Source organism: Accumulibacter sp. (assembly GCF_016789985.1).
Classification (GTDB): domain Bacteria; phylum Pseudomonadota; class Gammaproteobacteria; order Burkholderiales; family Rhodocyclaceae; genus Accumulibacter.
Genome location: NZ_JAEUOL010000292.1, coordinates 1 through 24,391 on the forward strand (window position 1 = coordinate 1; position 24,391 = coordinate 24,391).

At 64.3% G+C, this 24,391-nt stretch carries 26 protein-coding genes and 1 pseudogene; 16 read left to right on the forward strand and 11 right to left on the reverse strand.

The genetic code is table 11. The features are described from left to right. Nucleotides 1-346: pseudogene (locus tag JNK99_RS16980) on the forward strand (capsular biosynthesis protein); the annotation flags it as partial. A gap of 46 nt (nt 347-392) precedes the next feature. Here the strand turns inward: JNK99_RS16980 and rlmB are convergent. The 8 genes from rlmB to JNK99_RS17020 form a co-directional block, all read right to left on the reverse strand. Further along, nucleotides 393-1,133, reverse strand: coding sequence for a 23S rRNA (guanosine(2251)-2'-O)-methyltransferase RlmB (rlmB, locus tag JNK99_RS16985; protein WP_291855488.1), 741 nt, complete (start codon nt 1,131-1,133; stop codon nt 393-395). Between the two features lie 120 nt (nt 1,134-1,253). Next, nucleotides 1,254-2,333, reverse strand: a complete 1,080-nt coding sequence (locus JNK99_RS16990) for a carboxysome shell carbonic anhydrase domain-containg protein (protein ID WP_291855548.1) — start codon at nt 2,331-2,333, stop codon at nt 1,254-1,256. A gap of 158 nt (nt 2,334-2,491) precedes the next feature. Further along, nucleotides 2,492-3,781, reverse strand: a complete 1,290-nt coding sequence (locus tag JNK99_RS16995; RefSeq protein WP_291855491.1) for a GTP-binding protein — start codon at nt 3,779-3,781, stop codon at nt 2,492-2,494. Beyond that, entirely contained in the window at nt 3,781-4,701 is a 921-nt protein-coding gene (cysD, locus tag JNK99_RS17000) for a sulfate adenylyltransferase subunit CysD (RefSeq protein ID WP_291855494.1), read from the reverse strand. Before cysD ends, JNK99_RS16995 begins: the two co-directional genes overlap by 1 nt. Nucleotides 4,702-4,723: 22 nt before the next feature. Next, the gene (locus JNK99_RS17005) at nt 4,724-5,443 is read right to left on the reverse strand and encodes a phosphoadenylyl-sulfate reductase (protein WP_291855497.1); all 720 of its coding nucleotides are present in this window, start codon (nt 5,441-5,443) and stop codon (nt 4,724-4,726) included. Continuing rightward, nucleotides 5,440-5,961, reverse strand: coding sequence for a DUF934 domain-containing protein (locus tag JNK99_RS17010; protein WP_291855500.1), 522 nt, complete (start codon nt 5,959-5,961; stop codon nt 5,440-5,442). The genes JNK99_RS17005 and JNK99_RS17010 overlap by 4 nt, the downstream gene beginning before the upstream one ends. Beyond that, nucleotides 5,954-7,657 (reverse strand): nitrite/sulfite reductase, encoded by a 1,704-nt coding sequence (locus tag JNK99_RS17015; RefSeq protein WP_291855503.1) that lies wholly within the window; start codon nt 7,655-7,657, stop codon nt 5,954-5,956. The genes JNK99_RS17010 and JNK99_RS17015 overlap by 8 nt, the downstream gene beginning before the upstream one ends. Nucleotides 7,658-7,710: 53 nt before the next feature. Continuing rightward, nucleotides 7,711-8,487 (reverse strand): sulfite exporter TauE/SafE family protein, encoded by a 777-nt coding sequence (locus JNK99_RS17020; protein ID WP_291855552.1) that lies wholly within the window; start codon nt 8,485-8,487, stop codon nt 7,711-7,713. A gap of 103 nt (nt 8,488-8,590) precedes the next feature. On the opposite strand from JNK99_RS17020, the gene cysB reads away from it, so the two are divergent. From cysB to JNK99_RS17045, 5 genes are all read left to right on the forward strand, one after another. Beyond that, complete coding sequence (gene cysB, locus JNK99_RS17025; RefSeq protein WP_291855505.1) at nt 8,591-9,538, forward strand: HTH-type transcriptional regulator CysB; 948 nt, start codon at nt 8,591-8,593, stop codon at nt 9,536-9,538. A gap of 186 nt (nt 9,539-9,724) precedes the next feature. After that, nucleotides 9,725-10,021 (forward strand): hypothetical protein, encoded by a 297-nt coding sequence (locus JNK99_RS17030; protein WP_291855508.1) that lies wholly within the window; start codon nt 9,725-9,727, stop codon nt 10,019-10,021. 152 nt (nt 10,022-10,173) lie between these two features. After that, a complete protein-coding gene (locus tag JNK99_RS17035; protein WP_291855509.1) occupies nt 10,174-10,737 on the forward strand; it encodes an acetate uptake transporter in 564 nt (187 codons plus the stop codon). A 92-nt stretch (nt 10,738-10,829) separates the two neighbouring features. After that, on the forward strand, nt 10,830-11,384 hold the full coding sequence (locus JNK99_RS17040) for a cache domain-containing protein (RefSeq protein ID WP_366518778.1): 555 nt from the start codon (nt 10,830-10,832) through the stop codon (nt 11,382-11,384). A gap of 702 nt (nt 11,385-12,086) precedes the next feature. After that, entirely contained in the window at nt 12,087-12,434 is a 348-nt protein-coding gene (locus tag JNK99_RS17045; RefSeq protein ID WP_291855511.1) for a hypothetical protein, read from the forward strand. Between the two features lie 49 nt (nt 12,435-12,483). Here JNK99_RS17045 and JNK99_RS17050 read toward each other — a convergent pair whose 3' ends face one another. After that, nucleotides 12,484-13,413 carry a FecR domain-containing protein gene (locus JNK99_RS17050; RefSeq protein ID WP_291855514.1) on the reverse strand — a complete coding sequence of 310 codons (930 nt, stop codon included), beginning with the start codon at nt 13,411-13,413 and terminating at the stop codon, nt 12,484-12,486. Nucleotides 13,414-13,523: 110 nt separating this feature from the next. Between JNK99_RS17050 and JNK99_RS17055 the strand changes: the two genes are divergently transcribed. From JNK99_RS17055 to holA, 6 genes are all read left to right on the forward strand, one after another. Continuing rightward, nucleotides 13,524-14,114, forward strand: a complete 591-nt coding sequence (locus JNK99_RS17055; protein WP_291855517.1) for an RNA polymerase sigma factor — start codon at nt 13,524-13,526, stop codon at nt 14,112-14,114. Then, a complete protein-coding gene (locus JNK99_RS17060) occupies nt 14,111-14,911 on the forward strand; it encodes a hypothetical protein (RefSeq protein WP_291855520.1) in 801 nt (266 codons plus the stop codon). Before JNK99_RS17055 ends, JNK99_RS17060 begins: the two co-directional genes overlap by 4 nt. A gap of 62 nt (nt 14,912-14,973) precedes the next feature. Continuing rightward, nucleotides 14,974-15,765, forward strand: a complete 792-nt coding sequence (locus JNK99_RS17065; RefSeq protein WP_291855522.1) for a hypothetical protein — start codon at nt 14,974-14,976, stop codon at nt 15,763-15,765. 88 nt (nt 15,766-15,853) lie between these two features. Beyond that, complete coding sequence (gene leuS, locus JNK99_RS17070) at nt 15,854-18,469, forward strand: leucine--tRNA ligase (RefSeq protein WP_291855525.1); 2,616 nt, start codon at nt 15,854-15,856, stop codon at nt 18,467-18,469. 19 nt (nt 18,470-18,488) lie between these two features. Beyond that, nucleotides 18,489-19,001, forward strand: coding sequence for an LPS assembly lipoprotein LptE (gene lptE / locus JNK99_RS17075; RefSeq protein ID WP_291855526.1), 513 nt, complete (start codon nt 18,489-18,491; stop codon nt 18,999-19,001). An 11-nt stretch (nt 19,002-19,012) separates the two neighbouring features. Continuing rightward, on the forward strand, nt 19,013-20,014 hold the full coding sequence (gene holA / locus JNK99_RS17080) for a DNA polymerase III subunit delta (protein WP_291855529.1): 1,002 nt from the start codon (nt 19,013-19,015) through the stop codon (nt 20,012-20,014). Between the two features lie 33 nt (nt 20,015-20,047). Here the strand turns inward: holA and JNK99_RS17085 are convergent, their stop codons facing one another. Then, nucleotides 20,048-20,290 (reverse strand): hypothetical protein, encoded by a 243-nt coding sequence (locus tag JNK99_RS17085; RefSeq protein ID WP_291855532.1) that lies wholly within the window; start codon nt 20,288-20,290, stop codon nt 20,048-20,050. A gap of 118 nt (nt 20,291-20,408) precedes the next feature. Here JNK99_RS17085 and JNK99_RS17090 point away from each other — a divergent pair, with 118 nt between their 5' ends. The 4 genes from JNK99_RS17090 (at nt 20,409) to xerD (ending at nt 23,759) form a co-directional block, all read left to right on the forward strand. Further along, a complete protein-coding gene (locus JNK99_RS17090; protein ID WP_291855535.1) occupies nt 20,409-21,665 on the forward strand; it encodes a glutamate-5-semialdehyde dehydrogenase in 1,257 nt (418 codons plus the stop codon). A gap of 123 nt (nt 21,666-21,788) precedes the next feature. Continuing rightward, nucleotides 21,789-22,361 carry a chalcone isomerase family protein gene (locus tag JNK99_RS17095; protein WP_291855537.1) on the forward strand — a complete coding sequence of 191 codons (573 nt, stop codon included), beginning with the start codon at nt 21,789-21,791 and terminating at the stop codon, nt 22,359-22,361. Nucleotides 22,362-22,369: 8 nt separating this feature from the next. Beyond that, the gene (locus JNK99_RS17100; protein ID WP_291855540.1) at nt 22,370-22,858 is read left to right on the forward strand and encodes a methylated-DNA--[protein]-cysteine S-methyltransferase; all 489 of its coding nucleotides are present in this window, start codon (nt 22,370-22,372) and stop codon (nt 22,856-22,858) included. After that, nucleotides 22,845-23,759, forward strand: a complete 915-nt coding sequence (xerD, locus tag JNK99_RS17105; RefSeq protein WP_291855543.1) for a site-specific tyrosine recombinase XerD — start codon at nt 22,845-22,847, stop codon at nt 23,757-23,759. Before JNK99_RS17100 ends, xerD begins: the two co-directional genes overlap by 14 nt. On the opposite strand, the gene cobC is transcribed toward xerD, so the two are convergent. Next, nucleotides 23,760-24,391, reverse strand: a 632-nt coding sequence (gene cobC / locus JNK99_RS17110) for an alpha-ribazole phosphatase family protein (protein ID WP_291855546.1), incomplete at its 5' end; no start/stop codon positions are given.

The following is a 24,391-nucleotide window of genomic DNA, read 5'->3' on the forward strand; positions in this document are numbered from 1 at the left end:
GGTCACGACCGGGCAGATTCCACCCAACCCGTCCGAACTCTTGATGCACGAGCGTTTCGCAATGATGCTCGCCGAACTCGCGGCGCGCTTCGACACGGTCATCGTCGATGCTCCGCCGGTGCTCGCCGTTTCCGATGCAGCGATCATCGGCCGCCATGTCGGAGCGACGCTGATGGTCGCGCGGGCCGGCAAGCACCCGATTCGCGAGCTCGAGCAGGCGGTAAGACGACTGAGCCAGGCGGGCGTCCAGGTCAAGGGCTTTGTCTTCAATGACCTCAACGTCAGTCGCCAGAGTTATCGCTACGGCTACAAGGGTTACGTCTACCGTTACTCGTACAAGACCTAACGCTTCCACGGCCGGCCCGGACAACCCATCCGGCGGGCCGGCCGATTCACCCCCCGGCGCGCCGCCTCGCCTCGTAGAGACAGACGCCGGTGGCTACCGATACATTCAGGCTGGCTACCGAGCCGAGCATCGGGATGCTCACCAGTTGATCGCAGGTCTCGCGAGTCAGGCGACGCAATCCTTCACCTTCCGCACCGAGGACCCAGGCGCAGGCGACCGGCCAGCGGGCGGTGTAGAGATCCTCTTTCGCCTTGCCATCGGCACCGACAACCCAGATGCCGCGTTCCTTCAGTTGGCGCAAGCTGCGCGCGAGGTTGGTGACGGTGATGTAGGGGACCGTCTCGGCAGCGCCGCTGGCCACCTTGACAGCCGTTTGCGTCAGGCCGACGGCGCGGTCCTTTGGGGCAATGATGGCGTGTGCTCCGACGGCATCGGCGACGCGCAGGCAAGCGCCAAGGTTGTGCGGATCCTGGATGCCGTCAAGGACCAGCAGGAAGGCCGGTTCGTCCAGCGTGTCGAGCACATCGTCCAGTGTCACATGACGTTGCGTCGCATCGACCGTGGCGATGACACCCTGGTGTCTGGCGCCCGGCGCCATGGCTTCGAGTCGTGTGTGCTCTACCGGCAGGACGCGTGCCCCGGCGAAGTCGGCATGGCTGCGCAGGTCGCGCATACGGCTGTCGCTGCGCATCACGTCGACGTAGATCTCGCGCACTGCGCCGGGATCGTGGCGCAATTTGGCGAGGATCGAATGGAACCCGAAGATCAGGCGTGAAGGCGAGGACATGAGCAAGGCCAGGAGAGGCTGCAGCGTGCAGGAGCGGAGGCGCAATTCTAACAGCTTCGTCCCGTGCCGGTGGCGCCCTGCGGTCTGTCACGGCAACCTGGCAGCCACGAGTGTTACCGGTCAGTCACGGTGCACGGCGATCGTCTCCAGGGCTCGGGAACGCCAATCGAGGACCGCCGTGCGAATGGTCATCTGTTCGCCAAGCTGCGGGAACTCAGCGCGGATGACCTCGGCGGCGAAGGTCGACAGAAAGCGCGATTTCAGTTCGGCCCGTGCCCGATCCACGCCAATCTCGTCGTAGGGCACCGAGGCGAGCAGGAGGAAGCCATCGTCCGGGATGCGTCCCGCCTGCATGTTGGCTTCGATGATCCCGGCTGCCCTGCGGATCGGCACGTCGAGGTTGGGGCTGTAAGGCCCGATGATCAGCGCGATGTTGGGCGTGTGCAGAAAATCGAAGCCGCGGCCGAGGCAGATCATCCACTCGCGGTGCTCGATGTCGAGCAGCCGCTCGCTGCGGCGAATCTGCGCGCGTACGTTCTCGATATGTTCGAGATTGCCGTAGAGCAGCGGCAGCAGGTCGGCGCGCATGCGAGCCGGCATGTCAGGCAACAGGGCGGCAAGGCGAAGTTCGAGCGTTGCCCGGTCGGTCGAAGTCAGCGTTGCCAGATCCAGCCGGTCGCCCGCCGTGCCATGGATGACCAGAGCGTCCTCGTCGGTTTCGAAGCCGCAGACCAGCGGATAGACGGTGCTGTGGTCGCTGCCGAAGATATGCTCGACTTGGTGGCGGATCTCGTAGGTATGGGCGATGGCCGCCGCCGTATCGTACTGGAAGCCGGCGCAGCCCCGCCGCGGCTCGCCCTGCGAATAATGGTAGGTGACCAGGAAGACGACGTTGCGACCGGCACTGACGACGCGCTGGACGTGATGTGCGAGTACTTCGCCAAGATGCGGCCAACCGAGATCGAAGATGCCGCCCAGGTTGCGGAAGGGCATCAGGATGCCGACCGGGGTGTTGGTGGCGACGGGAATGTTGATCCGGCCGTCCATGCATTTGAGCACCGCGATCGCGGTCGGGTGTTCGGCCAGATAGCGCTGGCGTGCCAGCCAGGCTTCCGGACTGCGGAAAATTGCGCTGTGGCGGTCGGCCAGGCCGAACAGCCATTCGATGCGTTGCTCGATGGGCTTGCCGTGGATATCCATGGTGAATGGAGCCTCCAGAGTGGGAAACACCTCCACATGCCGGCCGGAGGGCGACGCGGGGTGTGGGCGAAACAACACTAGTATCGGTGCGCTTGGGGTCGAGGTCAAACACACCGAGCCACCTGTTGCACCGCTCGGCGTTGGCCGCCGGAGCTGGCTCAGACGATCATGCCGGCGCCCACGGTGTTGTTCGACGACTCGTCGATGACAATGAACGCTCCGGTGCCCCGGCTTTCCGCGTAGGGGTCGGCGAAAATCGGTTGCGCTAGCTTGAAACTGACGCGCGCGATGTCGTTCATCACCAGCCGATCGGCGGGCTGCTGTTCCAGCGTGTTGATGTCGACCCGGAAGGCGATACCGGCGAGCATCGCCTTGCTGTCACGCGTCGTGTGGCGCAGGAGATACTTGCGGCGCGGATCGAGCGGTGACTCCGACAGCCAGCACAGCATGGCGTCGACCTGCTTGCTGATCTGCGGCAGTTCGCCACTCTTGACGATCATGTCGCCGCGCGAAATGTCGATCTCGTCCGCGAGCAGGAGGGTCACCGATTGCTCGGCCACCGCGTGCGGCAGCGACCGGCCAAGGATCCTGATGTCCTTGACGCGGCTTTCACGCCCGGAAGGCAGCACCGTGACGGCATCGCCGATCAGCAACTCCCCGGACTCGACGCGGCCCATGAAACCGCGATAATCGTGCAGCTCGGGGTTGGACGAATCCTGCGGTCGGCAGACGTATTGCACCGGAAAGCGGAACCTCTCGGCGTGTTCGGCGTGGATTGCCGGCACGTTTTCCAGGATCTCGAACAGCGTCGGGCCGTCGTACCAGTGCAGGTTTTTGCCGCGCTCGACGATCATGTCGCCGTGCAGCGCCGACATCGGGATGAAGCGCACGTCGGCGATGCCCAGTCGTCCAGCGAAATCGAGATAATCGGCCGTGATTCGTGCGAAGGCCTCTGACGAATAGTCGACCAGGTCCATCTTGTTCACCGCCACGACCACGTGCGGGATGCCGAGCAGGTGGGCGAGATAAGAGTGACGGCGCGTCTGGGTCAGCACGCCTTTGCGCGCGTCGATCAGGATGATCGCCAGGTCGGCGGTCGACGCCGCGGTCACCATGTTGCGGGTGTATTGCTCGTGACCCGGGGCATCGGCGATGATGTATTTGCGTGTCCCGGTAGTGAAGTAGCGATACGCAACGTCGATGGTGATTCCCTGTTCACGTTCGGCCTGCAGTCCGTCGGTCAGCAACGACAGGTCTACGATGTCCAGACCGCGTTTCGCCGAGGTGCGCTGAATGGCGTGCAGGGTGTCGGCGAGAATCGTCTTGCTGTCGAAAAGCAGACGGCCAATCAGGGTACTCTTGCCGTCATCGACGCTGCCGCAGGTGAGAAAGCGCAGCAGGCCGTTGTCCGGAATGGCTTCGGTGGGGAGCTTCTCGATTGCTGACATCAGAAATAGCCTTCTTTCTTTCGTTGTTCCATCGATGCGTCGGAGGTCTGGTCGTCGAGGCGGGTGGCGCCGCGCTCGGTGATCGTCGTCACCGCCGTTTCCGCGATGATCCGGGCGACGCTGTCGGCATCCGATTCGACCGGTGCGGTGCAGGTGATGTCGCCAACCGTACGGAAACGAACCATCAGCTCCTCGACCGTCTCGCCGGGTCTTGCCGGCGTCACTTCGGTGACCGGCAGCAGACCTCCGGCGCGGCGTACGATCGGCCGTCGGTGTGCGAAGTAGATCGACGGAAGCGCGAGGTTCTCGCGCTCGATGTATTGCCAGACGTCGAACTCGGTCCAGTTCGAGATCGGGAAGACGCGGATGTTTTCACCCTTGAAGCTGCGCGCGTTGTACAGATCCCAAAGCTCGGGTCGCTGGTTCTTCGGGTCCCACTGTCCGAATTCGTCGCGGAAGGAAAAGATGCGTTCCTTCGCCCGCGCCTTTTCCTCGTCACGGCGGGCGCCGCCGATGCACGCGTCGAAGCCGAATTCCTCGATGGCCTCGAGCAGCGTCACCGACTGGTGCTTGTTGCGTGGTTCGTCGGCGGTCTTGAGCACCACCGTGCCGCGCGCCATCGAGTCTTCAACCGAGCGTACGATCAGCCGTTCGCCGAGTTCCGTTGCCCGTCGGTCGCGGAAATCGGTGACTTCGCGGTAGTTGTGTCCGGTATCGACGTGCAGCAGCGGAAAGGGGAAGCGGCCGGGGCGGAAGGCCTTCTCGGCGATGCGCAGCATGCAGATCGAATCCTTGCCACCGGAGAACAGCAGCACCGGGTTGCTGCACTGCCCGGCAACCTCGCGCATGATGTGGATGGCCTCGGATTCGAGCCAGTCGAGATGAGAAAGGGTGACTTTCGAGAGCGTTGCAGTACTCATGCCTGACCTGTGAGTGTGGACTTCATGGGCGCCTGACGTGCAGGCCGCATTCCCTGGATTGCGGGTTTTCCCACCACCAGCGGCCGGCGCGGACGTCCTCGCCGGGGGTCACCGGCCGGGTGCACGGCGCGCAGCCGATGCTCGGGTAGAAGCAGTCGTGCAGTGCGTTGTAGGGCACTTTGTTCAGCTTGAGATAGGCCCATACTTCGTGTTCGCTCCATTCGGCGAGCGGGTTGAACTTTTGCAGGCCGCCGTTCGCCGTGTCCACACTGCGCAGCGGCAGCCCGTCACGGGTGGCTGCCTGTTGCGCGCGCATGCCGGTGACCCAGGCTTTTCGCCCGGTCAGGGCGCGCTGCAGCGGTTCGACCTTGCGCACGAAACAGCAGCCCTTGCGCAGCTCGACCGATTCGTAGAACGCATTGATCCCGTGTTCGTGCGTCCAGGCTTCGAGCAGATCGTGTCGCGGATAGTACAGGCGCAATGCCAGACCGTAGTGTTTGCGGACTTCGGCGATCAGGTCGTAGGTTTCGGGCGGCAGGCGGCCGGTGTCGAGCGAAAAGATCTCGATCGGCAAACGGTCACCGACGATCAGGTCGGTCAGCACCATGTCTTCGGCACCGAGACTGCTGGCGAAGCCGGCCGGCGAGAAGTCGCTGGCAATCTCGCGCAGCAGGCAGCGCGCTGCCTGGACCCGCGCGCTGAGGCGGTCGAGCAGTGCCGGTTCGGCGAGGTCGATCCTCATGCCGTCGCCTCTGTCAACCGCCGCAGGAACAGCGGCTGTGGCTGGTCGACGCCGGCCTGGTAGGTTTCGCTGAACACCGACAGCCCGGCCAGCGCCTGTTCGAGGTTCTTGTCGGGACGCAGCGCATAGGCGTCGATGCCGCAACGTCGCATGAAGAAAAGCTGGTCCTGCAGCACGTCACCGATTGCCCGGATCTCACCCGCATAGTGGTAACGCTCGCGCAGCAGGCGGGCGCTCGAGTAACCGCGGCCGTCGGTAAACTTGGGGAAATTGACGCCGATGACGGTCAGTCGAGCGATGTCGCCGGCCAGAGCTTCCGGGTCCTCGTCGCTGTCCAGCCAGACACCGGGCTGCTGGTAGCGGGCGAGGATTTCGTCCCGTCGCGCCAGCCAGACGGCCAGCGGGAGCAGCACCGGTGCGGCGGGCAGGGCAACCGTCCCGGGTGTTTCGCCGTCGGTCAGCGTGAGGATCTGCCAGGGATCGTCGACGATCTGATGGTGCTTGATGATTCTAGGCATTGACGAGCTCCCGGGTTTCGACCTTGGCGCTTCTGCGCCGGTCGCGGCCGACATAGGCACGGGCTTTGAAGGGATCGAGACCGATCCGCTGCAAGGTATCGATGAAGCGCTCGCCCGGCGTGCGCTGCTCGAGGTAGACGCTGATCAGCGCCTCGATGACCTCCGGCACTTCCTGCGCATAGAACGAAGGCCCGATCACCTTGCCTATGGTGGCCGTGTTGCCCTGCTGGCCGCCAACGGTGATCTGATACCACTCCTCGTCGTTCTTGTCGACGCCGAGGATGCCGATGTTGGCAACGTGGTGGTGGCCACAGGAGTTCATGCACCCGGAGATGTTCAGCGAGATGTCGCCGATGTCGTAGAGGTAGTCGAGATCGTCGAACTTCTCGTTTACTGCCGCGGCGATCGGTACCGAGCGGGCATTGGCCAGGGCGCAAAGATCGCCGCCGGGGCAGCAGATCATGTCGGTCAGCAGGCCGATGTTGGCGGTTGCCAGGCGCTGGCGGCGGGCGATCTGCCACACTTCGTGCAGGTCGCGCTGTCTGACGTCGGCGAGCACGATGTTCTGCTCGTGGGTGACGCGCAGTTCGCCAAAGCTGAAACGCTCGGCGAGGTCGGCGACGGCGATCATCTGTGCTTCCGTGATGTCGCCGGGAGCGGCCCCCGGCGCCTTCAGCGACAGCGTGACGGCGGCGTAGCCGGGCGTCCGGTGGGCGTGCACGCAGCGCCTGACCCAGTTGGCGAAAGCGCGGTCGTTCCTGAATCGCGCGGCGTGCAGTGCGTCCTCGGCGGGCAGCGTTTCCCGGGCCGGTGGGTCGAAGTGCCGCGCGATGCGTTCGAACTCTTCGTCGGGCACGGTGCTCGGGCCGTCCTGCTGGTATGACCATTCCTCCTCGATCTGGCGGCCGAAGTCTTCGATTCCCAGCGCCTGCACGAGAATCTTGATGCGTGCCTTGTACATGTTGTCGCGGCGGCCGTAACGGTTATAGACCCGCAGGATGGCTTCGAGGTAGGAGAGCATGTGACGGCGTGGCAGGAACTCGCGAACCATCTTGCCGAGAATCGGCGTTCGCCCGAGGCCGCCTCCGACGAAGACACGAAAACCGATTTCGCCGCTGTCGTCGCGGATCAGATCAAGGCCGATGTCGTGCGCGCGAATCACTGCGCGGTCCGCCGTTGCAGCATTGACCGCGATCTTGAACTTGCGCGGCAGGAAGGCGAATTCCGGATGGAAGGTCGACCACTGGCGCAGCAGTTCGCAGTAGGGGCGCGGGTCGGTCAGCTCGTCGGGCGCGACGCCGGCGAACTGGTCGGTGGTGATGTTGCGCACACAGTTGCCCGAAGTCTGCACGGCGTGCATCTCGACGCTCGCCAGTTCGGCCAGGATATCCGGTGTTTCCTCGAACTTGGGCCAGTTGAGCTGCATGTTCTGGCGCGTCGTGAAGTGGCCCACAGAGCGATCATAGCGACGCGAAATCTCGGCCAGCTTGCGCAGTTGCGTTGCCGAGAGCATGCCATAGGGGATGGCGATACGCAGCATCGGGCCGTGGCGCTGGATGTAGAGGCCATTCTGCAGGCGCAGTGGGCGCAGTTCGTCGGTGGACAGTTGGCCGGCCAGATGGCGGCGGATCTGGTCACGGTACTGGGCGACACGTTGGTCGATGATCTGTTGGTCGGTACGGTCGTAGCGATACATCGCTCGCTCCTTGGGTCAATGAGGTTCTGCCTGTTCGAGGTCGCGTCACAAGCCTACTGCGCGATGAGTTTGCCGCCGATGAGCAGCAGCATGCCGGCCAGGATGGGGCGCAGAATCCGGTCCGGAACCTTCGCCGAGGCGTGGCTGCCGAGCCAGATGCCGGGCAGTGAGCCGAGCAGCAGGCTGCCGAGCAGCGACCAGTCGACGCTGCCGATCAGCCAGTGCCCGAGGCCGGCAACCAGGGTCAGCGGCACGGCATGCGCCACATCGCTGCCGACGATGCGAATCGCTGGCAACCGGGGGTAAAGGTAGAACAGCACGGCGACGCCGAGGGCGCCGGCGCCGACCGAGGAAATGCTCACCAGGATTCCGAGCAGCGCGCCGACCGCAACGGTAATCGACCCGCGGTACTGCGTGTGCGCCGCATCGTCGGCGTGCGCCAAGGCCTGCTGCAGCAAGCGCTGGCGGAAGATGATCGCGGCGGCGGTGAGCAGTAGTGCGATGCCGAGTGACACCGAAATGATCTGCGAGACATGCGCACTCTGTTTGGGCAACATGGACAGCACCCAGATGGTCAGCATCGCTGCCGGGATGCTGCCGCCAGCCAGCAGGCGGGTGACTCGCCAATCGATGTGTCCCTTGCGGGCGTGCACGACTGTGCCGCCCGCCTTGGTGATCGCTGCATAGAGCAGGTCGGTACCGACCGCCGTTGCCGGATGGATGCCGAACAACAGAACCAGCAGCGGCGTCATCAGCGAACCGCCGCCAACCCCGGTGAGTCCGACGATGGCGCCGACGACGAATCCCGACAAGGTATACATCCAGTCCATGGCGCGCCGCAACATCAAGAAGAGCGCGCATGGTAGCAGTGCCGGAATTGATCGAAAAAGAATATTCGGTTAGATTGTTATAACCAATTGGACTGTTCCATGCATGAAGCTCCAGCAACTCCGTTATCTCGTCGAAGTGGCGCGCCGCGGTCTCAACGTCTCGGAAGCGGCCGAAGCCCTGTATACGTCGCAACCGGGAATTTCCAAGCAGATCAGGCTGCTCGAGGAAGAGCTCGGAGTGACCGTTTTCGAGCGAGGTGGCAAACGCCTGACCGCGATCACCGAGCCGGGCCGGGTGGTGCTCGAGATCGCCGAGCGCATTCTGCGCGACGCCGAGAACATCCGGCGGATTGGTGAGGAGTATTCCGGCGGTGATTCAGGCAGCCTGGTCATCGCGACGACGCATACCCAGGCACGCTATGCGCTGCCTGCCGTGGTCAAGAGCTTTGTCGATCGCCATCCGCTGGTGCGCTTGTCGCTGCATCAGGGACATCCGGCGCAAATTGCCGAATGGACACTGAAAGGCGAGGCCGACATCGCCATCGCCACCGAGGCGCTCGACCAGTACCCGCAACTGGTGATGCTGCCCTGTTACCAGTGGGTGCACTGCGTCATCGCTCCTGACGGGCATCCGATCCTCGACGAAAGGTCCCTGTCGCTCAACGCGCTGGCGCGCTGGCCCTTGATCACCTACGACCCGGCCTTCGCTGGTCGGTCGCGCATCAACAAGGCTTTCGACCTGGCGCAACTCAAGCCCAATGTCGTGCTCACCGCGATCGATGCCGACGTGATCAAGACCTACGTCGGGCTTGGCCTGGGCTTGGGGATCATCGCGCGCATGGCCTTCGACCCGCAACGCGATATCGGCCTGCAGGCGCTGCCCGCCGAGCATCTGTTCGGCTCGAACACGACGCGCATCGGTTTGCGGCGCGGCACGCACGTTCGGCGCTACGAGTACGATTTCATCGAGATCTTCGCGCCGCATCTGACCAGGAGAGCGGTCGACATGGCGCTGGCCGGTGCCCGGCCGGACGAGGAGTATCAACTTTGACGTGCCCGGCGCTTGGCCTGGTCATTGCTCTTCGCCAGTGGCGTTTGTCAGGCCGACGTGCCGGCTGCCGTGCAGGAGCACCATCTGCGCAATGCCACGTTGCGAGTTGAGCGGCATACATACAGTATCCGGTCGAGGAGGATGCCCGTCGGCTGTCCGGCTCCTCCGCCCGCCGGGCAAGACGCCGTGCGTGACAGCAGGAGCGGCCGGCGGCGCGGAAGCAGGCACAATCTGGCCTGGGTCGTACGACAGGTCGAGTGCTGGCTGCTGGCGGCGTCGGCCGGCGGAGTCGTATCCTTGCTGATGTCGGGCATTGCCTTTGCCCTGCTGGAACTGCTCTTTGGATGCCTGCAGCAGATTGTCCGGAAACAGTGCGCCAACGACTTGCCGGGGAGTACGGCCGTCGTAAAGACGACGGAGGGGGACGTTCACGGGGAACCCGAGCTCCTCCTGATGGTTTGTCATGCGCGCCAGGTCGGCTGAATGCTCGTTTGCCTGGCCGGGGCTATGCAGGTAGAATAGAAACGGTCGTTCGCGCCGAAACCGATGGCATCAACCCGCGATCAGGGAGGCCGGTTTAATTGGGGCGTCGAGGTGTTATCTTGTCTCATAACGAGTACTCGGGAGGATGGTTCATGGCAGAGCAGAAGCTCGGTAATCCGGCCGTTGTCGGTCTGGCAGGTTTTGGCCTGACCACAATGGTGCTGCAGTTTCACAACGTGGGGTGGATGGGATTGGGTCCGGTAGTCTGGCTCGGCCTGATCTTTGGTGGCTTGGCGCAGATGATCGCCGGGCTGCAGGAAATGAAAACCGGCAACAATTTTGGCTATTGTGCCTTTACCGGCTACGGTTGTTTCTGGATTGCCCTGACCTTGCTCCTGGTGGGCAATCACTACAACATCTACATCTCCAGCAAGACCGATGTGGGATGGTTCCTGGTCGCCTGGACGCTGTTTACGGTCATCCTGTGGGTTGGTGCGATGCGCGTCAGTAGCGCGTTGGCGATCACTTTCACGTTATTGCTGATTGGCTTCATCCTGCTCGATCTGGCGCACTTCGGCTATCCTGACCTGACGGTGGTGGCTGGCTACGAATTGATGGTGACAGCGGCAATGGCGTGGTACATCATGGCGCACATCATTTATGCTGATCTGTTCGGCCGGGACGTTCTGCCGGTCGGCAAGCCATGGATCGGCTAGGGCCTGTTGCCACAGCCGCTGGAAACGAAGGAGCAATGCCCAGGGCTGGTGTTCCCAATACCGCTGAACAGAAAAACGGGGAGAAGCGTGCGATGAAGCTTGCAAGAACGATTGGATGGGCAGGATTGGCGTTTGCCTGCGGCGCGGCCTTCGCCGCGATGCCCACGGAAACAGACGTGGCGAATGCCGAGGATGTGGTGAACAAGGTGCGCGCAGCAGCCAGGTATCTGCACGACAAAGGTGCTTCCGCCTATGCCGACTTCAACCAGAAGGATGGCAGGTGGGTGTGGAAGGACAGCTACGTGTTTGTCTACGATTGCCGGAAGGACCGCATGATCGCGCACCCGTTGCGGCCCGATCTGGTTGGCAAGCCGATCATGCAGATCACCGACAACTCGGGCAAGTATATCTTCAAGGATCTGTGCAAGGCCGGGAACGAACCGCGTGGCGGCTGGGTGGAGTATAGCTGGCCCAAGCCAGGCGCCGGACGACTGTCGCGCAAGGTTTCCTACGCAACGGCCGCGGACATCTCTTTCGCTGCGGGCATCCAGGTCAGCGCGGGGATCTACGATGAAGGGATTACCCTGCCCGAGTTGAGCAAGGTCCTCGAAAGACTGTCCGATCCGGCCAAGTATCCGGCTCTTTAGGTGTTTCAGAAGCACCCGGAGACCCCGGCAAACCGGGGTCTCTTCGGGCAGCGCAGGCCATCCAGCGAATCGCTTCCCGTTCCCCGGTATTCTTGTGTCGGCGCCGGACGACACCGAAGCACTGGTGGGGAACCCGAGAAGAGGGCATGTGCTGCTCCGACCTGGACTTGCTCACCCGGCGCGAACCGGAAAAAGGCCTGGTGAGGAACTCCGCCGGCGACTGCCGCTGCCGACAAGTGGCTGAACCCGGGCACCATCCGACCCCTAGGGGTCACCGCCTCCTGGTCGCCGAATGCATCGAAACCAAAACGATCACGGTCGCTCGTCGTGCGGTGAGTCAGCCAGTGAAACAACCTGAGTCATGGTGTGGACTTCTTCACGGCAGAGCGTTCAATGCGGTGTTAAGCTGTTTTTGGATCAGCGGGAAACGGGGGCAAGGGCGAGACAGACTTTCGTTTGCCGGAGCAGGTTGTAGGGCAGATCGAACGGCACCCGGAGCCGTAGGCAGCAAGGGTTGATGATCAATCGAGGGAGCAATTTCCAATGGCTTGACCCGGATCAAGAAGGAAACTAGAGGTAAATACTCACTTTTCCGAAGGACATCCGCTATAATCATGCTGCGCTGCAACAATGGCTTGGCTCATCAGATAGCAGCCGGTTGTGTGAAGCGCGTGGCATCCCCAGTATCTCAGGAGTACTTGCATGAAAGCACCGAAAATCTTGCCGTGGATCGCCCACAAGACGGGCATCAGCGAGGAGCTTGCGCTCAAGCTGTGGCGGCGCGCCGCCGGCGAAGCTGAAGTGATGGCTGGCTGCTGTGACAGTTCCGACTACTACCGCTTGGCGGTGGAGCGTTTCGTCGATTACGCCGAAGCGGAAGGTTGTCGTTCGGTGGTCCGTGAGACGACCGGCTCGAAAACCTGCGTCTCCTGGCTATGGCGTCACCAGAACCGCATCTCGAAGTTGAACCTGATCACTGCGCAAAATCTGGTCAGGCTGTGGCAGTCGAACTGGGAGAGTTTTTTGGGTCCACAGCGGCACGCTTTCTGATGGGTGACATAGCGTTGCCCGTGCCATCTTCATTCTCTTTTTCTTTGACTCACTGCCTCATCGCCACGGGCGGTGCAATCTGCAGCGACCGAGCCATTTGCACCGCCACGTTGGCAGCCTCGGCTTGCGAGGCCAACTGTCCGAGACGAATCGAGTAATCATAACCACCTCCCGCCCTGGCCACGGGTTTGATTCGGACCGGGTAGCCGGCGCCGCGGGCCCGGTCGTAGAGCGACAAGGCCGCTGCTTCGCTGTCGAGTGTGGCCAGTTCGATTGCCCAGCTTCCGCCACGTCGGACATAAGCGCTTGCCGCGGGGGTGACGGGGGAGCGGGAGGCGGTCGCCGGCATTGCCGTCAATGCGCTCCACCATGACAGTTGCCCGGCGCTGACCGTCTCGAGCGCAGGCGACCTGTCCCCCGGATCAGCCCTGTAGCAACTCGCGGCCTCAGCGATCTGCAGCGCCTCGGCGTTCGGGTGCAATACCGTGATGCTGCCCTCCAGCAGACAGATGCGGTCTCCCTCCGCGTCGGCCTGGCCCCACAGGTCGGTACCGCGAATGCTTGCAGTGATGCTGCCGACGCGCAGATTGACGGCGCGTTGCCGGATGGATCTGGCGAGAGCTTCGGTCGTGAAGCGCACGGCGCCCTGGGGGACATCGAGCGCTGCGGTAAAGACGTCCTGCGCACGTACGCTCAGGGCATTCAGTTCGAGGCGGGTGTCGGCCGCCAGATGTAGGTTACTGCCATCGCGCAGGCGAATCCGTACCCGAGCTGCGGTACCGGTGATCACACGATCGCGATTCTGCAGAACGAGTCCGGGTGCCAGTGTCTGCCGGGTACCTTGGCGCTCGATCCAGGCCGGGGGGAGGACGCCGTCCACCACCGCGTCGGCAGCCGGTGCGGCCCGCGCCAGGGGTGACCGGAGAAAGCCGGCCAGCAAGCAGCCGCCAAGGAAAACATGTAAGCAATGCCGATTCATGGACGGTCCCCTGCGCCAAGGATGAGACGATTCTAACATCGCGTGTACGGCATTCACCGCTGTCCGCACTACAAGCTTGCGTTTGCCCACGTACTCGCTAGACTGCTGGCATGCAGGCGGACTGGAGCGACGAACGACTGATGCTGGCCTACGGTGCTGGTGACGCTGATGCGTTCGCAATGCTCTACGATCGTTACCGCGGCTCGCTTTATCGCTACCTGCTGCGGCAGTGCGGCAACCCGGCTCTGGCCGAGGAACTGCATCAGGATGTCTGGTTCAGGGTAGTCAATGCCCGCACCGGCTACGAACCGCTGGCGCGCTTTTCGACCTGGCTGTTCCGCATTGCCCGCCATCGGCTGATCGACCACTATCGTAAGCACGCACCGCAGATACCGGCGCATTCCGTTCCCGACGCTGCCGACGATGACCTGGACGAGATCGGCGATCTGATCGAGCGGCTGCCCGCCGCCACGCACGAGATGCCGCACGTGCTGTACGAGCGACAGGATGCCGCCCAGCGGATCAGTCTGGCGCTGGCCGACTTGCCGCCACTGCAGCGTGAAGTCTTCCTGCTGACCGAAGAGGGTGGGCTGACACTGGAGGAAATCGCGCAGGCCACCGGCGTTGGCCGCGAGACCACCAAGAGCCGCCTGCGTTATGCGCTCGGCAAACTCCGGCACGCCTTGCGGGATCTGCTATGAATGAAGTGCACGAGGATTCACCGAAAGACCCGCAAGTCTCCGAATTCTATCGGAAGCATGCCACCGAGCAACCGTCGACAGCGGTCGATGAGCGCATCCTGGCTGCGGCGCGGGTTGCCGTTGCCGACCGAACGAGCAGGAAAGTGCCCGGCTGGTGGCAACGGTGGCGCACACCGCTGGCGCTGGGCACGACGCTCGTCCTGACACTGTCGCTCGCCCTGTTGCACGAGCGGCGGCCCGTCGTCCTGGCGCCGGAAGGAAGGGCAGCCTCGCAGAAAGCAGCCGTCGGGCGCGCCGCGCCAGCGGCTGCTACTTCCTCCGAGCAGGCTGCCGACAGTCGCCTCGCCGAGGCGGTCAAACGAGACTCTGGCGATGCTCAGCCATCGCTCCCGGTCGAGGTGCTGCGGCCGATGGTGCCACCGTCAGGCCGCGTGCCTGCTGAGCGCATCGCTCGGCTGCCGGCCAGCAACGCCGTTGGTGAGAGCAGCGAGGCTGCCCTGCCGGCCGCTGCCGTGCCTCACAACGGCACGGCGGGCGCTCCTGCCGCACCGGCTGCGCTCGGTACGGCTACCACCCGCCAGGATGCAGCTCCGCTCAAGCCGGCCCCCGCCGCAGCTGTGGCGCCACCGTCGGCCCTGACCAAGTCGCGCCCCGAGGAGGGGCGCGCGGCCAGCGACTGGCTCGATGAAATTCGTGCACTACGTCGTCAAGGCAATCCGGAAGAGGCCGAAAGCCAGTTACGCGAGTTCCGGCGGGTCTACCCGGACTATCCCTTGCCGGAAGAATTTCGTCCTTGATTTGACCCCTTTCGCCAGTGGCTGGCGTTTACACGGTTGTCCATTCACGCCAGGAGACCGTCATGAAAAAGCTCGCCACCCTGTTCGCCGTCCTGCCACTGGTTGCTTGCATCGGTTTCGCCGATGCCGGCGGGCTGGTCGACATCGGCATCGTCGATCGCAACACTGGTCAGCGACTGGAGGTGTACCGCCACCACGGGCGCCTCTATGTCGCCGGGACTCCCGGCAATCGTTACAGCGTCGTGCTGCACAACAAGACCGGCGGGCGCCTGCTGACCGTCGTCTCGGTTGACGGCGTCAACGCCCTGAATGGCCAGACGGCTGCCACCGCCCAGCCGGGTTACGTTCTGCCGGCCTGGCAGTCGGCCGAGGTTTCCGGCTGGCGCAAGAGCATGGATGAAGTTGCCGCGTTCTACTTCACCAGCGTTGCTGATAGCTACGCTGGTCGCACCGACCGCCCGCAGAACGTCGGAGTGATTGGCGTGGCCGTTTATCGGGAGGCTAGGCTGCCTTCTCCACCGTCGGCGCGCAGTAGCGACGCGCTCGGGGCGGTCGAGGGCGCCGCCTCGCCCGCCGCGGCCAAGGCTGCCGCCGCAGCGGGCGAGGAGCGGCCAGCGGAGGAGACAGCAGTGGCACAGCCGGCAAGACGCCTCGGCACGGGGCATGGCGAACGCCTCAGCGCGCCGACGCAGTACACCGAGTTCCGCCGTGCCAGCGACGCGCCGGTCGAGATCGTCAGCATCCATTATGACAGTCGCGCCAGGTTGCTTGCCCAGGGCATCATCCCGCGCCCAGCGCGGTCGCCGTTGCCGAATCCCTTCCCGGGCGGCTTCACGCCGGATCCCCGTAGCTGAGCAGACAAGTATCGACTGTCGCCGGAGCAGGGGCCGGCGTGTATGGGTATAATCCCCGGCTAAGTCATTTACGGGATCGTTACCGGCCATGCAGGAAAAGTATCAGCCCGCGGACGTGGAAGTCGCCGCTCAGGAACTCTGGAAGATCAGCGGCGCGGCACGTGCCATCGAGCATCCCGGGCGGCCCAAGTACTACTGCCTGTCGATGTTCCCCTACCCCTCGGGCAAGCTGCACATGGGGCACGTGCGCAATTACACGATCGGCGATGTGCTCGCGCGCTTCCACCAGATGCTCGGCTACAACGTTCTGCAGCCGATGGGCTGGGACGCGTTCGGCATGCCGGCGGAGAATGCGGCGATCCAGAACAATGTGCCGCCGGCGCAATGGACCTACGCCAATATTGCATACATGAAGGCGCAGTTGCAGCGCCTGGGCTTCGCTCTCGACTGGGAACGCGAGATCGCCACCTGCCGGCCGGAATACTACCGCTGGGAGCAGTGGCTGTTCACCCGCCTATACGAAAGAGGCCTGATCTACAAACGGCTGGGAACGGTGAACTGGGATCCGGTGGATCAGACGGTGCTGGCCAACGAACAGGTGATCGATGGCCGTGGCTGGCGTTCGGGGGCGCTGATCGAGAAGCGCGAAATCCCCATGTACTACATGAAGATCACCGCCTACGCGGACGAACTGCTGGCCGCTCTCGACAAGCTGGAGGGCTGGCCGGAGCAGGTTCGGCTGATGCAGAAGAACTGGATCGGCAAGAGTACCGGCGTGCGCTTCGCCTTCCCTTACGAGCTCGCTGGCCGCTCCGGCCAGCTCTGGGTGTTTACGACGCGTGCCGATACCATCATGGGCGTTACCTTCTGCGCCGTCGCCGCAGAGCATCCGCTGGCCAGTTACGCGGCGGCACGCGACGCGAACGTGGCGGCTTTCGTCGAGGAATGCAAGCAGGGCGGTGTTGCCGAAGCCGATCTGGCGACGATGGAAAAAAAAGGTGTGCCGACCGGAATTTTCGTCACCCATCCGCTGAGCGGCGAGCCAGTCGAGGTGTGGATCGGCAACTATGTGTTGATGGGCTATGGCGATGGCGCGGTGATGGCCGTGCCGGCGCACGACGAGCGCGATTTCGCCTTTGCCCGCAGGTATGGACTGCCGATCCGCCAGGTAATCGCGGTCGAGGGCGAGGCCTTCTCGTCCGAGGTCTGGCAGGAGTGGTACGCTGACAAGCAGCGCGGCGTCTGTGTCAACTCCGGCAAGTACGACGGCCTCTCGTGTGCGGCTGCCGTCGACGTGATCGCCGCGGACCTGGCCGCCCGCCAGCTCGGTGACAAGAAGGTCCAGTTTCGCCTGCGCGACTGGGGCATTTCGCGCCAGCGTTACTGGGGCTGCCCGATTCCGATCATCCACTGTACCGCCTGCGGCGACGTGCCGGTGCCTGACCGCGATCTGCCGGTCGCCCTGCCCGAGAATGTCACCATCACCGGGGCCGGTTCGCCGCTGGCACGCATGCCGGAGTTTCACGGCTGCCAGTGCCCGAAATGCGGTCAGCCGGCGCGGCGCGAAACCGATACGATGGATACCTTTGTCGAGTCGTCCTGGTACTTCCTGCGCTACTGCTGTCCCGATAACGACCAGGCGATGGTCGACGAGCGGGTGGCCTACTGGTGTCGGGGGGGCATCGATCAGTACATTGGCGGCATTGAACACGCCATCCTGCACCTTCTCTATTCGCGTTTCTGGACCAAGCTGATGCGCGACCTCGGCCTGTTCGGCGCGCAGGGGCTGGACGAACCCTTTGCCAACCTGCTGACCCAGGGCATGGTCGTCGCGCCAACCTTCTACCGCGAAGACAGCCACGGCAAGAAGCAATGGATCAATCCGGCCGAGGTGGATACTGCACATGACGAGCGTGGGCGAGCCAGTGGCGCGATCTTGCGTGCCGATGGGTTGCCGGTGGTGGTCGGCGGCATCGAGAAGATGTCGAAGTCCAAGAACAACGGCGTCGATCCGCAGGCGCTGATCGACCAGTACGGTGCCGATACGGCACGCCTTTTCATCATGTTCGCCAGTCCGCCCGACCAGTCGCTGGAGTGGTCCGATGCCGGCGTCGAGGGGGCGTTTCGCTTTCTCAAGCGACTCTGGCGAATGGTGTACGAGCATGTCGCGGCAGGACCGGCCGCGCCCGACACGGAAGGCGAACTGTCCGGCGAACTGAAGGCCCTGCGCCGGCAGTTGCACCAGACGATCGGCAAGGTCGCCGACGACTACGGCCGTCGCAAGCAGTTCAATACGGCGATCGCGGCGGTGATGGAACTGCTCAACGCCTGCGCGCGGGTGAACGACGACTCGGTTGCTGCGCGCGCCGTCCGGCAGGAGACACTGGAGGCGGTGGTGCTGATGCTCAACCCGATTGTGCCGCACGTCTGCGAAGCGCTTTACAGCGGGTTGAGGCCCGGCGAGTCGGCCGGCCGCCAGGCCTTTCCGCAGCCCGATGCGAGTGCGCTGGTGCAGGACGAGATCGAACTGGTGCTGCAGATCAACGGCAAGCTGCGTGGCAACCTGCGGGTCCCGGCAACCGCCGACCGGACCACCATCGAAACCGCCGCACTCGCCTGCGAGGCGGCGCGCAGACATCTGACCGGTGCCACACCCAGGAAACTGGTTGTCGTGCCCGGCCGCCTGGTCAATATTGTCGTCTGAGACTGCAAGGAACCACTCCATGCACGCAGCACCACGGTCCATCTGGCTCATTCTCGCTTTGACGTTGCTCGCTGCCTGCGGTTTTCAGTTGCGCGGTGCCTACTCCTTTCCCTTCGAGAGCCTTTATCTGTCGGTGTCGGACTATTCGGTGATCGGCGCCCAGCTCAAGCGCTACATCCGGGCATCGGATGCGACGCGCCTGGCGCAGACCGCGAGCGACGCGCAAGTCACCTTCCTGCCAGGTTCGGAGTATCGCGACCGGGTGATTCTTGCCGTGTCGGGCACCGGGCGCATCAGCGAGTTGCGTCTGCGCTACCTGTACCAGTACCGGTTGACCGATGACAAGGGGCGCGATGTGGTTCCGCCGAGCCAGGTCGAACTGGTTCGTGATCTGACCTACGATGATTCGAACGTGCTGGCCAAGCAGCAGGAGGAAACGCTGCTCTGGCGGGACATGGAGATTGACCTCGTGCAGCAGTTGATGCGGCGCCTGGCGGCTGCCAGACCGGTTTTTCCCGCCGCCAGCGAGTAAGGTCGCCGACCGTGCAGCTCAAGGGCGAACAACTTGCCGCCCATCTCGAACGAGACTTGCAGCCGGTCTATCTGGTCTATGGCGACGAGCCGCTGCTGGTCATCGAGGCAGCCGATGCCATTCGCATCACCGCTCGCCGGCGCGGTTTCGACGAGCGCAACGTGCTCACTGCACTGGCCGGTTTCAACTGGAACGAGCTGTACCACGCGGCGGGCAGCATGTCGCTGTTCGGTGGCCGGACACTGATCGATCTGCGCATTCCCGGTGGCAAACCCGGGCGCGAGGGCGGTGACGCGTTGCAGGAGTACTGTGCGCATCCGTCCCCCGATGCGCTGTTGCTGGTCAGCATGATCGGGGTCGACTGGCGGGAGGAAAAGGCTGCCTGGATGAGCGCTCTGGCCGGTGCCGGTGCCATCGTCAAACTGCTGCCGCCCGGCAATGCCGAACTGCCGGGCTGGATTGCCGGCCGCCTCGCCCGTCAGCAGCAGAGCACCACTGCCGAAGGTCTGCGTTTCATTGCCGATCGTGTGGAGGGCAATCTGCTGGCGGCGCATCAGGAAATCCTCAAACTCGGCGTGCTTTACCCGGTCGGCGCGCTGCGTCTCGAGCAGATTCGCGACGCCGTGCTCAACGTCGCCCGCTACGACCTCGATGGCCTGCGCGAAGCCTTGCTGAGAGGCGATCTGGCGCGTCTGATGCGTACCCTTGACGGCCTGCAGCAGGAGGGCGAGGCGCCTTTGCTGATTCTGTGGGCGATGACCGAGGAGGTGCGTGCGCTGGCGCAGATCACGGCCGGCCTCGAGCGCGGCCAGCCGCTTGATGCGCTGCTCCGCGAGGCAAGGGTGTGGGGACCGCGGAAGGCGCTGGTCAGGCGTGCCGTGCAGAGATTACGTGGTGTGCCGGCCAGCCTCGCGCTGGAGCATGTGGCGCGCATCGACCGGATGATCAAGGGCGCGCTACCTGGCGACGTGTGGAACGAGTTCGCCCGGTTAGGACTGCGAGTCGCCACGTGACAGGCAGGCAAACGGCTGAACTGCCGATGCGGTTCAGCCGTTTGCCGGGTCGTCGGGTAGCGAGTCGGGTGCCAGGTGTTCCCAGACACAGTCCTCGCCTTCGCGGCGGGCGTCGTTGAGGGCGGGACTATCCCTGCCTTGTGCGAGACACTCGCCGGCGCAGTCCTCGGCGACCACCACCAGTCGCAACTCGGTATCGACGCCTCGCTCGCCGTCCCAGTAACTGCAGGTGGCGCAGACTTTCGCCTCGGCGGGCAGGATCAGCTTTTTCTTCATGGTCGGTCAAGGCAGCGGAGGAATGGTCCTGAGAGTGTAATCCAGGCGAGAGGTTCCGTTGACGCTGACACGCGCTCGATGGCTATAATCGATGCTTGTGCAGCATTGAGAACAGCCAATGGACATTGAGCAGTACATGCAACAGCTTGGCCGCGATGCGCGCGCGGCGTCGCGGCTCATCGCCCGTGCCGACAGCAATGCCAAGAACCGTGCGCTGCACGCGATTGCTGCCGCGATTCGGCGCGAGGGCGAGGCGCTGGTTGCCGCCAATCGCGAGGACGTCGCCGCTGCTCGTGCCGCCGGGCTCGAAGAGGCCCTGCTTGATCGTCTGACGCTCTCGGCCAAGGGCGTTGCCGCGATGGCCGAGGGCGTCGAGCAGGTTGCCGGCCTGCCCGATCCGGTTGGCGAGATCACTGACCTGAGGTTCCGGCCGAGCGGCATTCAGGTCGGTCGCATGCGGGTGCCGCTCGGAGTGATCGGGATCATTTACGAGGCGCGGCCGAACGTCACGGCCGATGCGGCGGCGCTGTGTCTCAAGTCGGGCAATGCCTCGATCCTGCGCGGTGGTTCGGAAGCGATCCGCTGCAACCGGGCGATTGCCGCACTGGTGCACGAGGGGCTGGCCAGCGCCGGTCTGCCGGCGCATGCCGTACAGGTCGTGTCCACTACCGACCGCGCTGCCGTCGGCCACCTCATCCGGCTGCGCGAGTTCGTCGATGTGATCGTGCCGCGTGGCGGCAAGGGCCTGGTTGCGCGCCTGCTGGCCGAGGCGCGGGTACCGATGATTCAGCATCTCGACGGCAACTGCCACGTCTACATCGACGATGCGGCGGACCCCGCGAAAGCGCTGCCGATTGTCGAAAATGCCAAGACCCAGCGCTACGGAACCTGCAATACCGCCGAGTCTTTGCTCCTCGCGCGGTCGGTGGCCGCCCGTCTGTTGCCGCCGATTGCCGCTTCGCTGACGCAGAAGGGGGTCGAGATTCGCGGCTGCCCGGAAAGCGTGGCCATCGTCGGGGACGCGAGCGTTGCGACCGAGGAAGACTACGCCTGCGAATTCCTGGCACCGATCATTTCGGTCAAGGTGGTGGCCGGACTCGCCGAGGCGATCGAGCACATCAATCGCTACGGCTCGCATCATACTGACGCCATCGTCACCGAAAACTACGGCGCAGCGATGCGCTTCCTGCGCGAGGTCGATTCGGCCTCGGTGATGGTCAACGCCTCGACCCGCTTCGCAGACGGTTTCGAGTACGGGCTCGGTGCCGAAATCGGCATTTCGACCGACAAGATCCATGCTCGCGGACCGGTCGGCCTCGAAGGACTGACCAGCCAGAAGTGGATCGTGCTCGGCAATGGCGAGGTACGTGCCTAGCCCTTGCCTGGCGCCGGGTGTGCAGCCGGCTCTGCCTGCCGGCTGGATCCGGCAGCGGAAGGCGGATGCCGCTGCCGGTTTGTCCAGACCCGCCGGAACAGCAACACCCACCAAGGAGAAGACATGAAACACCTGCTGCTGGCGGCCGTTGCCGCCCTGTCCTTCAGCCTCGCGAGCGCTGTCGAAGTTGCCGGAATCAAGTTCGACGACAAGGTCCATGTCGGCAGCACCGACCTCGTGGTAAACGGTGCCGGCCTGCGCAAGAAAGCCGTCTTCAAGGTCTATGCAATGGCGCTCTACCTGCCCGAGAAACGCGGTGACAGCGAGGCGGTGCTGGTCGCCAAGGGCAACAAGCGCATCACCATCAGCCTGCTGCGCGACCTATCGTCGCAGCAATTTGTCGAAGCCCTGCAGGAAGGCATGGCCAACAACCACTCCGAAGCCGAAATGGCCGGCCTGAAGGATCGCCTGAAGCAGTTCTCGGACACCATGCTGGCGGCCGGTGAGCCGAAGACGGGCACCTCGGTGGTCATCGACTGGCTGCCGGAAAACGGCACGCGGCTGACCGTCAACGGCCAGGTCAAGGGCAAGGACATCGCCGGCGAGGATTTCTACCGGGCACTGCTCAAGATCTGGCTGGGCAACAAGCCGGTGCAGGACGATCTCAAGCAGGCCCTGCTCGGCAAGGTTTCCTGAGTCTCGTGATGGACGCATTCGCCGAGGCCATCGAGTCGCCCTGGCAGGCGGTGGTCGCCGCGCCGCGCTTCAACCTCGGCGTGTGCTGCGATCAGGCGGAGATTCACTGCATCGCCTTTCTGCCGCCGGGTGCCGAGGTCGCGCCGCACAATGCGTTGGCCGCCGAGGCCGCGCGCCAGCTCGCGGCCTACCTGGCCGACCCGGAATACGCTTTCGTCCTGCCCTTGCGGGCCTCGGGGACGCCGTTTCAACGCCGCGTCTGGCAGGAAATTGCGGCCATTCCGAAGCACCAGACGCGCAGCTATGGCGAAATCGCCAGACTGTTGCGCAATGCGCCACGGGCGGTCGGTCAGGCCTGTGGCCGCAACCCGTTTCCGGTCGTCGTTCCGTGCCACCGCGTCCTCGCGACAGGGGGCGGTCTCGGCGGCTTTGCCCGGCACCGGGATGGTTTCCTGCTCGACGTGAAGCGCTGGCTGCTGGCGCATGAAGGCTGTTGAGCCGGACCCGGCCGATCTCGCCGAGATCGATTCCTTCTGCGACACGCTGTGGCTCGAGGACGGGCTGGCCAAGGCGTCGCTCGCCAGCTATCGCAGCGACCTGCTGCAACTGGCGGTCTGGCTCGGCGAGCAGCAGTTGGGCTCCCTGCGCAGCATCGACGAGGCAACCCTGCTGCGCTTCGTCGTGCTGCTTTCGCAGAATTTGCGCGCTTCGTCGCAGGCGAGATACCTGTCCACCCTGCGCCGCTTCTACCGTTACCAGTTGGCGCGTGGCCTGCGCAGCAGCGATCCGACGCTGAAGATCGCCATGCCGAGCAAGCCCTCACGCCTGCCGAAGGTGATCTCGGAAGCACAGGTCGAGCGCTTGCTCGCCGCACCGCCGATCGACACGACGCTCGGCCAGCGTGATCGGACGATGCTGGAGACGCTCTACGCGACCGGTCTGCGGGTCAGCGAACTGGTCGGCCTTCGCCTGCACGAGGTCAGTCTCGACATGGGCGTCTTGCGCGTCTTCGGCAAGGGCGGCAAGGAACGCCTGGTGCCACTGGGCGAGGAGGCGCGTGACTGGCTGTGCCGCTATCTTGCCGAGGGACGGCGGGATTTGCTGGCGGGGCGGCAGAGCGACGACCTCTTCGTCACCGCGCGCGCTTCGGCGATGACCCGGCAGGCCTTCTGGCAGATGATCAAGCGCTATGCTCTGGTCGCCGGCATGGACCCGGCCCGCCTGTCGCCGCATGTGCTGCGCCATGCTTTTGCCACCCACCTGCTCAACCACGGCGCGGACCTGCGTGTCGTACAGTTGCTGCTCGGCCACTCGGACATTTCGACGACGCAGATCTACACCCACGTCGCGCGCGAGCGGCTCAAGACCTTGCATGCGCAGCACCATCCGCGCGGTTGATCAGCCGGTCGGTGCCTCCTGACCCAGGCGGTTGAGGTAATGCAGGCTGGCGGTGGCCGGTGGCCCGCTCGCGCCGCGCCAGGGGTCGCTCGCGCCATCGATTTCGAGCAGCGTGACGCTGCCGAAATCGATCGCCAGCCGGCTCCATTCGCCGACCGGCAGGCGCAGCCAGTGGCCGAGCAGCGCACGGATGGCTCCGGCGTGGGTTACCAGCGCGAAGCGCTCACCGCGCAGGCTGGCGACACATTCGACCACGCGCGCCTGCAGCATGGCGGCCGACTCACCGCCTGGCGGGACGAAGTGCAGCACATCGGCCGCCCAGGCATCGAGCATTGATCTTGCGATCGCCTCCCAGGGTCGTCCCTCCCATGCGCCGAAATCGATCTCGCGCAGTCGCCGGTCGAAGCGCGCCTGCCGGTGCAATCCTTCGGCAAGGTGGCGCGCGCGCTGCAAGGGACTGGCAATCACCGGCGTGCCGCTGGGCAGCAGCGCCTGCAGGCGTCTGGCAATGGGCAGCGGGTCTTCCGCCTCGACATCGAGCTGCCCGTAGCAGATGCCGGCCGCCAGCAATGGCCGCGGGTGGCGGATCAGGAAAAGCTGCACAGCAGTCCGCAGTAGAAGGCGACTTCCGA